Below are 13,114 nucleotides of genomic sequence, written 5' to 3'. Positions count from 1 at the left end.
CGTCGCCATCCGATCTTTTTATACGATGCGTACGCCCGCAGGCATCATCCGCTCCGGCGTTAACAGCACGCTTTCACTGCCGTCATCGGTCTCCGCACACAACAGCATGCATTCCGACGTTTCACCGCGCATTTTCGCTTTTTGCAGATTGCATAAGACCACCACCGTTTTCCCCATCAGCTCTTCTTCGCTGTAGTACGGCACCAGGCTGGTCACGGTTTGCAGCGTTTTTTCCCCCACATCAACCTGTACGATGTACAGCTTGTCGGCGTTTTCATGGCGTTTCACTTCCACAATCTTTCCGACGCGCATTTCCAGACGTGCAAAATCAGCGTAAGCCACGGTTTCCATTGCTTCCTCCCCTCGAGTAAAATTTTACTAAACTATAGCAAAAGTTTTTCTCAATCCTGTAGGCTAAAAATGGAGAATGCAGGCGTGATCACATTCGTGAGCCGCTGTGTTACCGTTACAGCGTCAAAGAAACGCGCTTTATTTACTGAAAACAGGTGACCCGATAAGCACTTCCTCTACAATGGAAGCGCACATCAGGGAAAGTAAAAAAGGTAAACATGGCAACACTAAAAGACATCGCAATCGAAGCTGGCGTATCCCTGGCGACAGTATCCAGGGTCTTAAATGACGATCCGACATTGAATGTGAAAGAAGAGACGAAACATCGCATTCTCGAGATCGCCGAAAAGCTGGAGTACAAGACCAGTAGCGCCCGTAAACTCCAGACAGGTGCAGTCAACCAACACCATATTCTGGCTATCTACAGCTACCAACAGGAGCTGGAGATCAACGATCCTTACTATCTGGCGATCCGCCACGGCATTGAAACCCAGTGCGAAAAGCTGGGCATCGAGCTCACCAACTGTTATGAACACAACGGATTACCAGACATTAAAAACGTCACCGGTATTTTAATTGTCGGCAAACCCACGCCAGCCCTGCGCGCCGCCGCCGGCGCGTTGACCGACAATATCTGTTTTATCGACTTTCACGAACCCGGCAGTAATTACGATGCGGTAGATATCGATCTGGCACGCATCAGTAAAGAAATCATCGACTTCTATATCGATCAGGGCGTTAATCGCATTGGTTTTATTGGCGGTGAAGACATGCCTGGCAAGGCGGATATTCGTGAGGTCGCCTTTGCGGAATATGGCCGACTGAAACAAGTGGTACGCGAAGAAGACATCTGGCGCGGCGGTTTTTCCAGTTCGTCGGGCTATGAACTGGCAAAACAGATGCTGGCGCGGGAAGACTATCCGAAGGCACTGTTTGTTGCTTCCGATTCCATTGCTATCGGCGTACTGCGGGCAATTCATGAACGTGGCCTGAACATCCCACAGGATATTTCGCTTATCAGTGTGAACGACATCCCCACCGCGCGATTTACCTTTCCGCCGCTCTCCACCGTGCGCATCCATTCCGAGATGATGGGAAGTCAGGGCGTTAACCTGGTGTATGAAAAAGCCCGCGATGGTCGCGCGCTGCCGCTGTTAGTCTTCGTTCCCAGCAAATTAAAACTTCGCGGCACGACCCGTTAAATCCCCTTACACACTGTCCGGCAATCGTTTTTGCCGGACAGTGCTGCCGTTTATTTTCGTGATCCAGTTAAAGTAAATGCATTTACCCGCTACATTTTAGTAAAAATTTTACTAAACTCCCCAGCAATTACACAAACTACCATCACCATGAATGGTTCCGATTTCTCTCTACCGGGAGGCCCTATGAATCGCTGGGAAAACATTCAGCTCACCCACGAAAACCGACTTGCGCCGCGTGCGTACTTTTTTTCATATGATTCTGTTGCGCAAGCGCGTACCTTTGCCCGCGAAACCAGCAGCCTGTTTCTGCCCTTAAGCGGTCAGTGGAATTTCCACTTTTTTGACCACCCGCTGCAAGTGCCAGAGGCCTTCACCTCTGAGTTAATGGCTGACTGGGGGCATATTACCGTCCCCGCCATGTGGCAAATGGAAGGCCACGGCAAACTGCAATATACCGACGAAGGTTTTCCATTCCCCATCGATGTGCCGTTTGTCCCCAGCGATAACCCAACCGGTGCCTATCAACGTATTTTCACCCTCAGCGACGGCTGGCAGGGTAAACAGACGCTGATTAAATTTGACGGCGTCGAAACCTATTTTGAAGTCTATGTTAACGGTCAGTATGTGGGGTTCAGCAAGGGCAGTCGCCTGACCGCAGAGTTTGACATCAGCGCGATGGTTAAAACCGGCGACAACCTGTTGTGTGTGCGCGTGATGCAATGGGCGGACTCTACCTACGTGGAAGACCAGGATATGTGGTGGTCAGCGGGGATCTTCCGCGATGTTTATCTGATCGGAAAACACCTAACGCATATTAACGATTTCACCGTTCGTACCGACTTTGACGAAGCCTATTGCGATGCCACGCTTTCCTGCGAAGTGGTGCTGGAAAATCTCGCCGCCTCCCCTGTCGTAACGACGCTGGAATATACCCTGTTTGATGGGGAACGCGTGGTGCACAGCAGCGCCATTGAGCATCTGGCAATTGAAAAGCTGACCAGCGCCAGCTTTGCTTTTACTGTCGAACAGCCGCAGCAATGGTCGGCAGAATCCCCTTATCTTTACCATCTGGTCATGACGCTGAAAGACGCCGACGGCAACGTTCTGGAAGTGGTGCCACAACGCGTTGGCTTCCGTGATATCAAAGTGCGCGACGGTCTGTTCTGGATCAATAACCGTTATGTGATGCTGCACGGCGTCAACCGCCACGACAATGATCATCGCAAAGGCCGCGCCGTTGGGATGGATCGCGTCGAGAAAGATCTCCAGTTGATGAAGCAGCACAACATCAACTCCGTGCGTACCGCTCACTACCCGAACGATCCGCGTTTTTACGAACTGTGTGATATCTATGGCCTGTTTGTGATGGCGGAAACCGACGTCGAATCGCACGGCTTTGCTAATGTCGGCGATATCAGCCGTATTACCGACGATCCGCAGTGGGAAAAAGTCTACGTCGAGCGCATTGTTCGCCATATTCACGCGCAGAAAAACCATCCGTCGATCATCATCTGGTCGCTGGGCAATGAATCCGGCTATGGCTGTAACATCCGCGCGATGTACCATGCGGCGAAGGCGCTGGATGACACGCGACTGGTGCATTACGAAGAAGATCGCGATGCTGAAGTGGTCGATATTATTTCCACCATGTACACCCGCGTGCCGCTGATGAATGAGTTTGGTGAATACCCGCATCCGAAGCCGCGCATCATCTGTGAATATGCTCATGCAATGGGGAACGGACCGGGCGGGCTGACGGAGTACCAGAACGTCTTCTATAAGCACGATTGCATTCAGGGACATTATGTCTGGGAATGGTGCGACCACGGGATCCAGGCGCAGGATGACAACGGCAATGTCTGGTATAAATTCGGCGGCGACTACGGAGACTATCCCAACAACTATAACTTCTGTCTTGATGGTTTGATCTATTCCGATCAGACGCCGGGACCAGGCCTGAAAGAGTACAAACAGGTTATTGCGCCGGTAAAAATCCACGCGCTGGATCTGACTCGCGGCGAGTTGAAAGTCGAAAATAAACTGTGGTTTACCACGCTGGATGACTACACCCTGCACGCAGAGGTGCGCGCCGAAGGTGAAACGCTCGCGACGCAGCAGATTAAACTGCGCGACGTTGCGCCGAACAGCGAAGCGCCATTGCGCATTACGCTGCCGCAGCTGGACGCCCGCGAAGCGTTCCTCAACATTACGGTGACCAAAGATTCCCGCACCCGCTACAGCGAAGCCGGGCACCCTATCGCCACTTATCAGTTCCCGCTGAAGGAAAACACCGCGCAGCCAGTGCCTTTCGCACCAAATAATGCGCGTCCGCTGACGCTGGAAGACGATCGTTTGAGCTGCACCGTTCGCGGCTACAACTTCGCGATCACCTTCTCAAAAATGAGTGGCAAACCGACATCCTGGCAGGTGAATGGCGAATCGCTGCTGACCCGCGAGCCAAAGATCAACTTCTTCAAGCCGATGATCGACAACCACAAGCAGGAGTACGAAGGGCTGTGGCAACCGAATCATTTGCAGATCATGCAGGAACATCTGCGCGACTTTGCCGTGGAACAGAGCGATGGTGAGGTGTTGATCATCAGCCGCACGGTTATTGCCCCACCGGTGTTTGACTTCGGGATGCGCTGCACCTACATCTGGCGCATCGCTGCCGATGGCCAGGTTAACGTGGCGCTTTCCGGCGAGCGTTACGGCGACTATCCGCACATCATTCCGTGCATCGGTTTCACTATGGGAATTAACGGCGAATACGACCAGGTGGCGTATTACGGTCGTGGACCGGGCGAAAACTACGCCGACAGCCAGCAGGCTAACATCATCGATATCTGGCGCAGCACCGTCGATGCCATGTTCGAGAACTATCCCTTCCCGCAGAACAACGGCAACCGTCAGCATGTCCGCTGGACGGCACTGGCTAACCGCCACGGCAACGGTCTGCTGGTGGTTCCGCAGCGCCCAATTAACTTCAGCGCCTGGCACTATACCCAGGAAAACATCCACGCTGCCCAGCACTGTAACGAGCTGCAACGCAGTGATGACATCACTCTGAATCTCGACCACCAGCTGCTTGGCCTCGGCTCCAACTCCTGGGGCAGCGAGGTGCTGGACTCCTGGCGCGTCTGGTTCCGTGACTTCAGCTACGGCTTTACGTTGCTGCCGGTTTCTGGCGGAGAAGCTACCGCGCAAAGCCTGGCGTCGTATGAGTTCGGCGCAGGGTTCTTTTCCACGAATTTGCACAGCGAGAATAAGCAATGAGGATCATCGATAACTTAGAACAGTTCCGCCAGATTTACGCCTCTGGTAAGAAGTGGCAACGCTGCGTTGAAGCGATTGAAAATATCGACAACATTCAGCCTGGCGTCGCCCACTCCATCGGTGACTCATTGACTTACCGCGTGGAGACGGACTCCGCGACCGATGCGCTATTTACCGGGCATCGACGCTATTTTGAAGTGCATTACTACCTGCAAGGGCAGCAAAAAATTGAATATGCGCCGAAAGAGACATTACAGGTCGTGGAATATTATCGTGATGAAACTGACCGTGAATATTTAAAAGGCTGCGGAGAAACCGTAGAGGTCCACGAAGGGCAAATCGTTATTTGCGATATCCATGAAGCGTATCGGTTTATCTGCAATAACGCGGTCAAAAAAGTGGTTCTCAAAGTCACCATCGAAGATGGTTATTTCCATAACAAATAACAACTACGGCGGCAAAAGGAGTTTGCCGCCACCGCTACCCTACTCATTTTCGGAGATGTGTTATGTCTGATACCAAACGTAATACAATCGGCAAATTCGGCTTGCTCTCGCTGACTTTTGCCGCCGTTTACAGCTTTAACAACGTTATCAATAATAATATTGAGCTTGGACTGGCCTCGGCACCGATGTTTTTCCTCGCGACGATTTTTTATTTTATTCCCTTCTGTCTGATCATCGCAGAATTTGTTTCGTTAAATAAAAACTCAGAAGCTGGTGTCTACGCGTGGGTAAAAAGTTCGCTGGGCGGACGTTGGGCATTTATTACTGCCTATACCTACTGGTTCGTAAACCTGTTCTTTTTCACCTCGCTGTTGCCGCGCGTTATTGCTTATGCTTCGTATGCCTTCCTCGGCTACGAATATATTATGACGCCGATTGCCACCACTATTATCAGTATGGTGCTGTTCGCCTTCTCCACCTGGGTTTCTACCAACGGGGCGAAAATGCTGGGGCCAATCACCTCCGTCACCTCAACACTGATGCTGCTGTTAACGCTCTCCTACATTTTACTGGCAGGTACGGCGCTGGTTGGCGGCGTACAGCCTGCCGATCCGATCACCGTTGACGCGATGATCCCGAACTTCAACTGGGCGTTCCTCGGCGTTACCACCTGGATCTTTATGGCCGCAGGTGGCGCGGAGTCCGTCGCGGTGTACGTTAACGACGTCAAAGGCGGTTCGAAATCGTTCGTAAAAGTGATCATCCTCGCCGGGATTTTTATCGGCGTACTGTATTCCGTCTCCTCAGTGCTGATTAACGTCTTCGTCAGCAGCAAAGAGTTGAAATTTACCGGTGGATCGGTGCAGGTATTCCACGGCATGGCGGCGTATTTTGGTCTGCCGGAAGCGCTGATGAATCGCTTTGTCGGTCTGGTGTCCTTTACCGCGATGTTCGGCTCCCTGCTGATGTGGACCGCAACACCGGTGAAAATTTTCTTCTCCGAAATCCCGGAAGGCATCTTTGGTAAGAAAACCGTCGAACTGAACGAAAACGGCGTTCCGGCGCGCGCGGCGTGGAGCCAGTTCCTGATCGTCATCCCGCTGATGATTATCCCGATGCTCGGTTCCAATACCGTGCAGGATCTGATGAATACCATTATTAATATGACTGCCGCAGCGTCCATGCTTCCGCCGTTATTCATCATGCTGGCTTACCTGAATTTACGCGCCAAATTAGATCACCTGCCACGCGATTTCCGTATGGGCTCCCGCCGCACCGGTATTATCATTGTTTCAATGCTGATTGCGATATTTGCCGTAGGGTTTGTCGCTTCGACATTCCCGACTGGCGCGAATATTCTGACCATCATTTTTTATAACGTCGGCGGTATTGTTATCTTCCTCGGCTTTGCGTGGTGGAAATACAGTAAATATATAAAGGGATTAACGGCTGAAGAGCGCCATATTGAAGCGACGCCAGCCAGTAATGTTGATTAAGCAGACTAATAAAAAATGAGCAGGCATTTTCCCTCTTCCTGAATGGGGAGAGGGAAAATAGTTTCTGCCTTTCTATTTTTATAATTACAACGATAAAAGGCTGTACTTTTTCTTTAGCTCATGGATTAACACAATGAAATTAATCACTGCACCATGCAGAGCATTACTTGCTCTGCCGTTTTGCTATGCCTTTTCTGCGATGGGCGAAGAAGTACGTCCGGCAGAACATGACGACACAAAAACACCCGCAATTACCTCGACATCTTCTCCTTCATTTCGTTTTTACGGCGAATTAGGGGTTGGTGGATATATGGATTTAGAGGGTGAGAATAAACATAAATACAGCGACGGCACCTATATTGAAGGTGGTCTGGAGATGAAGTACGACTCCTGGTTCGGCCTGATTTACGGCGAAGGCTGGACAGTGCAGGCCGACCACGACGGTAATGCCTGGGTGCCTGACCATAGCTGGGGCGGTTTCGAAGGTGGGATTAACCGTTTCTATGGCGGTTATCGTACCAATGATGGCACCGAAATCATGCTCAGTCTGCGTCAGGATTCCTCGCTGGATGACCTGCAATGGTGGGGCGACTTCACCCCCGATCTGGGCTACGTCATTCCCAATACCCGCGACATTATGACCGCGCTGAAGGTGCAGAACTTAAGCGGCAACTTTCGTTATAGCGTCACCGCCACACCTGCCGGACATCATGACGAAAGCAAAGCATGGCTACATTTTGGCAAGTACGATCGCTACGACGACAAATACACCTATCCGGCAATGATGAACGGTTACATCCAGTATGACCTTGCCGAAGGCATCACCTGGATGAATGGTCTGGAAATTACCGACGGCACAGGACAACTCTATCTCACGGGCCTGCTTACCCCTAACTTTGCCGCTCGCGCCTGGCACCATACCGGACGTGCCGACGGGCTGGACGTACCGGGAAGTGAAAGCGGGATGATGGTGAGCGCCATGTATGAAGCGTTAAAGGGCGTTTATCTCTCCACCGCTTACACCTACGCCAAACATCGCCCTGACCACGCTGACGATGAAACCACCTCTTTCATGCAGTTTGGTATCTGGTACGAATATGGCGGCGGACGTTTCGCAACGGCTTTTGATAGCCGCTTCTACATGAAAAATGCCTCTAACGATCCCAGCGACCAAATCTTCCTGATGCAATATTTCTACTGGTAATAAGGACTGTAATTTCATGAAAATCAAAACTATTTTAACGCCAGTAACCTGCGCTCTGCTGATAAGTTTTTCCGCCCATGCCGCTAACGCCGACAATTATAAAAACGTGATTAACCGTACTGGTGCGCCGCAGTACATGAAGGATTACGATTACGACGATCACCAGCGTTTTAATCCGTTTTTCGATCTCGGAGCCTGGCATGGTCATCTGTTGCCAGACGGCCCGAACACCATGGGCGGCTTTCCGGGCGTTGCGCTGCTGACGGAAGAATACATCAACTTTATGGCCAGCAATTTCGACCGCCTGACCGTCTGGCAGGACGGCAAGAAAGTCAACTTCACGCTGGAGGCATACAGTATTCCCGGCGCGCTGGTGCAAAAACTGACAGCAAAAGATGTGCAGGTCGAAATGACTCTGCGCTTCGCCACGCCGCGCACGTCACTACTGGAAACTAAAATCATCAGCAATAAACCGCTGGATCTGGTGTGGGATGGCGAACTGCTGGAAAAACTGGAAGCGAAAGAAGGGAAACCGCTTTCCGATAAAACCATTGCTGGCGAATACCCTGACTACCAGCGCAAAATCAGCGCCACCCGTGATGGCCTGAAAGTCACCTTTGGCAAAGTGCGCGCCACTTGGGATCTGCTGACCTCCGGTGAATCAGAATATCAGGTGCATAAATCCCTGTCGGTGCAGACTGAAATCAACGGCAATCGCTTTACCAGTAAGGCACATATCAACGGTTCGACGACGCTCTATACAACCTACTCCCACCTGCTGACCGCTCAGGAAGTTAGCAAAGAGCAGATGCAAATCCGCGATATTCTGGCACGTCCGGCGTTTTATCTCACCGCCTCGCAGCAACGCTGGGAAGAGTACCTGAAGAAAGGGTTAACCAATCCGGATGCGACGCCGGAACAGACGCGCGTCGCGGTAAAAGCAATCGAAACGCTCAACGGTAACTGGCGCTCACCGGGCGGCGCGGTGAAATATAACACCGTCACGCCGTCGGTGACCGGACGCTGGTTCTCCGGCAATCAGACCTGGCCGTGGGATACCTGGAAGCAGGCGTTTGCGATGGCGCATTTCAATCCGGACATCGCCAAAGAGAATATCCGCGCGGTCTTCTCCTGGCAGATCCAGCCAGGCGACCGCGTGCGTCCGCAGGATGTAGGCTATGTCCCCGACCTGATAGCGTGGAACCTTAGCCCCGAGCGTGGTGGCGATGGCGGCAACTGGAACGAACGCAATACCAAACCCAGCCTTGCCGCCTGGTCGGTGATGGAAGTGTATAACGTCACCCAGGATAAAACCTGGCTGGCAGAGATGTACCCGAAACTGGTGGCCTATCACGACTGGTGGTTACGTAACCGCGATCATAACGGCAACGGCGTGCCGGAATATGGCGCGACCCGCGACAAAGCCCACAACACTGAGAACGGCGAGATGCTGTTTACGGTGAAAAAAGGTGACAAAGAAGAGACGCAGTCTGGGCTGAACAACTACGCCCGCGTGGTGGAGAAAGGCCAGTACGACAGTCTGGAAATTCCGGCACAGGTTGCTGCATCGTGGGAATCAGGTCGTGATGATGCCGCCGTCTTTGGGTTTATCGACAAAGAACAGCTGGATAAATATGTTGCAAGCGGCGGCAAACGTAGCGACTGGACGGTGAAATTCGCCGAAAACCGCAGTCAGGACGGAACGTTGCTGGGCTACTCGCTATTGCAGGAGTCGGTGGATCAGGCCAGCTATATGTACAGCGATAACCATTATCTGGCAGAGATGGCGACGATTCTCGGTAAGCCGGAAGAGGCCAAACGCTATCGCCAGTTGGCACAGCAGCTCGCGGACTACATCAACACCTGTATGTTCGACCCGGCTACGCAGTTTTACTATGACGTGCGTATTGAAGATAAACCGCTGGCGAACGGCTGCGCGGGCAAACCGATTGTCGAACGCGGTAAAGGGCCGGAAGGCTGGTCGCCGCTGTTTAACGGTGCGGCAACGCAGGCTAACGCCGACGCAGTGGTGAAGGTGATGCTCGATCCTAAAGAGTTCAACACCTTTGTCCCGCTGGGAACGGCGGCGTTAACCAACCCGGCCTTTGGCGCGGATATCTACTGGCGCGGGCGCGTATGGGTGGATCAGTTCTGGTTTGGTCTGAAAGGGATGGAGCGTTACGGTTATCGCGATGATGCCCTGAAGCTGGCGGATACGTTCTTCCAGCACGCCAAAGGATTAACCGCCGATGGCCCAATTCAGGAGAATTACAATCCGCTGACCGGCGCACAGCAAGGCGCACCAAATTTCTCCTGGAGTGCCGCGCATTTGTATATGTTGTATAACGATTTTTCCCGTAAGCAGTAATTTGCAACGGCTGGCGGATGCGGCGTGAACGCCTTATCCGCCCTACATGTGTGTTCCGTAGCTCCCGTAGGCCGGATAAGACGCGACAAGCGTCGCATCCGGCAATTGCACCGCGCCACTGGTGGATGCGGCGTAAACGCCTTATCCGCCCTACATGTACGCTCCCCCAGGCCGGATAAGGCGCGACAAGCGTCGCATCCGGCATCTGCACCGCGCCACTGGCGGATGCGGCGTAAACGCCTTATCCACCCTACATGTACGCTCCCGTAGGCCGGATAAGACGCGGAAGCGTCGCATCCGGCAATTGCACCGCGCCACTGGCGGATGCGGCGTGAACGCCTTATCAACCCTACATGTACGTTCCCGTAGGCCGGATAAGACGCGGAAGCGTCGCATCTGGCAATTGCACCGCGCCACTGGCGGATGCGGCGTGAACGCCTTATCCACCCTACATGTACGCTCCCGTAGGCCGGATAAGACGCGTCAAGCGTCGCATCCGGCAATTGCACCGCGCTACTGGCGGATGCGGCGTGAACGCCTTATCCGCCCTACATGTGCAATCCCCCAGGCCGGATAAGACGCGGCAAGCGTCGCATCCGGCGTTACCACCGGGCGTATTCTTTTTGAATCCCATCACAAACCCCGCATTCCCCTTTTCCCTTTTCCCCGACGACGGCTAAATTAGAACTCATCCGACCACATAACAATTATTTTACATACTGGACAATTTTATGAGCTACCCGTCGCTGTTCGCCCCGCTTGATTTAAGTTTTACCACGTTAAAAAACCGCGTGCTGATGGGCTCAATGCACACCGGGCTGGAGGAATACCCGGATGGTGCCGAGCGGCTGGCGGCGTTTTATGCTGAACGCGCCCGTCACGGCGTGGCGTTGATTGTCAGCGGCGGTATCGCACCAGATTTAACAGGCGTTGGCATGGAAGGTGGCGCAATGCTCAACGACGCCAGCCAGATCCCACACCATCGCACCATTACCGAAGCCGTACATCAGGAAGGCGGCAAAATCGCCCTACAAATTTTGCATACCGGACGCTACAGCTACCAGCCGCATCTGGTAGCGCCCTCCGCGTTGCAGGCCCCCATCAACCGTTTCGTTCCTCATGAACTCACCCATGAAGAGATCCTGCAACTGATCGACGATTTCGCCCGCTGCGCGCAACTGGCGCGGGAGGCCGGATACGATGGCGTAGAAGTGATGGGTTCCGAAGGCTATTTGATCAACGAATTTCTGACACTGCGCACCAATCAGCGTAGCGACCAGTGGGGCGGCGATTACCGCAACCGGATGCGATTTGCCGTAGAAGTAGTGCGTGCGGTGCGCGAACGCGTTGGCAACGACTTCATTATTATCTACCGGCTGTCGATGCTCGACCTGGTAGAAGGCGGCGGGACTTTTGCAGAAACGGTAGAGCTGGCGCAGGCCATTGAAGCGGCGGGCGCGACCATTATCAACACTGGCATTGGCTGGCATGAAGCGCGGATTCCGACCATCGCCACGCCCGTGCCGCGCGGCGCATTTAGCTGGGTCACGCGCAAACTGAAAGGCCACGTTTCGCTGCCGCTGGTGACCACCAACCGAATTAACGATCCGCAGGTTGCCGACGACATTCTCTCGCGCGGCGATGCCGATATGGTGTCGATGGCACGACCGTTTCTTGCTGATGCGGAGCTACTGTCAAAAGCGCAATCGGGGCGAGCCGATGAGATCAACACCTGCATTGGCTGCAACCAGGCCTGCCTCGATCAGATCTTCGTTGGCAAAGTCACCTCGTGCCTGGTGAATCCTCGTGCCTGCCATGAAACCAAAATGCCGATCCTTCCCGCCATGCAGAAAAAAAATCTGGCGGTGGTCGGTGCGGGACCAGCTGGGCTGGCGTTTGCCATTAACGCGGCGGCGCGTGGGCATCAGGTAACATTGTTTGATGCGCACAGCGAGATCGGCGGGCAGTTTAATATCGCCAAACAGATCCCAGGCAAAGAGGAGTTTTACGAAACGCTGCGCTATTACCGCCGGATGATCGAAGTGACGGGCGTGACGCTAAAACTCAATCACAGCGTGACGGCGGATCAGTTACAGGCGTTCGATGAAACAATCCTCGCCAGTGGGATCGTGCCACGCGTTCCGCCTATCGACGGGATCGATCATCCGAAGGTATTGAGTTATCTCGATGTCCTGCGCGACAAAGCGCCGGTGGGCAACAAAGTTGCCATCGTCGGTTGTGGTGGGATTGGTTTTGATACGGCGATGTATTTGAGTCAGCCGGGCGAATCCACCAGCCAGAATATCGCCGGGTTCTGTAATGAATGGGGGATCGACAGTAGCCTACAACAGTCTGGTGGCTTAAGCCCGCAGGGAATGCAGATCCCTCGTAGCCCACGGCAGATTGTGATGCTCCAGCGCAAAGCCAGCAAACCAGGACAAGGGTTGGGCAAAACTACGGGCTGGATCCATCGCACCACCCTACTCTCGCGCGGCGTGAAAATGATCCCAGGCGTAAGTTATCAGAAGATCGACGATGACGGGCTGCATGTGGTGATCAACGGCGAAACGCAGATATTAGCCGTGGACAATGTGGTGATCTGCGCAGGGCAAGAGCCAAACCGCGCGTTGGCGCAACCGCTGATTGATAGCGGGAAAACTGTGCATTTAATTGGCGGCTGCGATGTGGCTATGGAGCTGGACGCACGACGTGCAATTGCCCAGGGAACACGGCTGGCGCTGGAGATTTAAATCGTGCATTGAAGTACCGGA

At 53.3% G+C, this 13,114-nt stretch carries 8 protein-coding genes; 7 read left to right on the top strand and 1 reads right to left on the bottom strand.

From position 1 onward, the window contains the following. Positions 1-18: 18 nt before the first annotated feature. The gene (locus D9741_RS00960) at positions 19-351 is read right to left on the bottom strand and encodes a tRNA-binding protein (protein ID WP_000450588.1); all 333 of its coding nucleotides are present in this window, start codon (positions 349-351) and stop codon (positions 19-21) included. A gap of 218 nt (positions 352-569) precedes the next feature. On the opposite strand from D9741_RS00960, the gene ebgR reads away from it, so the two are divergent. The 7 genes from ebgR (at position 570) to fadH (ending at position 13,093) form a co-directional block, all read left to right on the top strand. Next, positions 570-1,553, top strand: coding sequence for a transcriptional regulator EbgR (gene ebgR, locus D9741_RS00955; protein ID WP_130218245.1), 984 nt, complete (start codon positions 570-572; stop codon positions 1,551-1,553). 183 nt (positions 1,554-1,736) lie between these two features. Continuing rightward, positions 1,737-4,829, top strand: a complete 3,093-nt coding sequence (ebgA, locus tag D9741_RS00950) for a beta-galactosidase subunit alpha (protein WP_130218247.1) — start codon at positions 1,737-1,739, stop codon at positions 4,827-4,829. After that, entirely contained in the window at positions 4,826-5,275 is a 450-nt protein-coding gene (locus tag D9741_RS00945; RefSeq protein ID WP_001219954.1) for a beta-galactosidase subunit beta, read from the top strand. The genes ebgA and D9741_RS00945 overlap by 4 nt, the downstream gene beginning before the upstream one ends. 62 nt (positions 5,276-5,337) lie before the next feature. Continuing rightward, the gene (locus D9741_RS00940; RefSeq protein WP_130218249.1) at positions 5,338-6,771 is read left to right on the top strand and encodes an amino acid permease; all 1,434 of its coding nucleotides are present in this window, start codon (positions 5,338-5,340) and stop codon (positions 6,769-6,771) included. Between the two features lie 133 nt (positions 6,772-6,904). Next, on the top strand, positions 6,905-7,975 hold the full coding sequence (gene ygjJ / locus D9741_RS00935; RefSeq protein WP_130218251.1) for a protein YgjJ: 1,071 nt from the start codon (positions 6,905-6,907) through the stop codon (positions 7,973-7,975). Between the two features lie 16 nt (positions 7,976-7,991). After that, entirely contained in the window at positions 7,992-10,343 is a 2,352-nt protein-coding gene (ygjK, locus tag D9741_RS00930; protein ID WP_130218253.1) for an alpha-glucosidase, read from the top strand. 731 nt (positions 10,344-11,074) lie between these two features. Next, positions 11,075-13,093, top strand: coding sequence for an NADPH-dependent 2,4-dienoyl-CoA reductase (fadH, locus tag D9741_RS00925; RefSeq protein ID WP_130218255.1), 2,019 nt, complete (start codon positions 11,075-11,077; stop codon positions 13,091-13,093). Positions 13,094-13,114: the final 21 nt, after the last annotated feature.

The sequence above is a fragment of the Escherichia sp. E14V7 genome (assembly GCF_004212225.1).
GTDB lineage: Bacteria > Pseudomonadota > Gammaproteobacteria > Enterobacterales > Enterobacteriaceae > Escherichia.
This window is presented reverse-complemented; position numbering and strand designations above follow the sequence as displayed.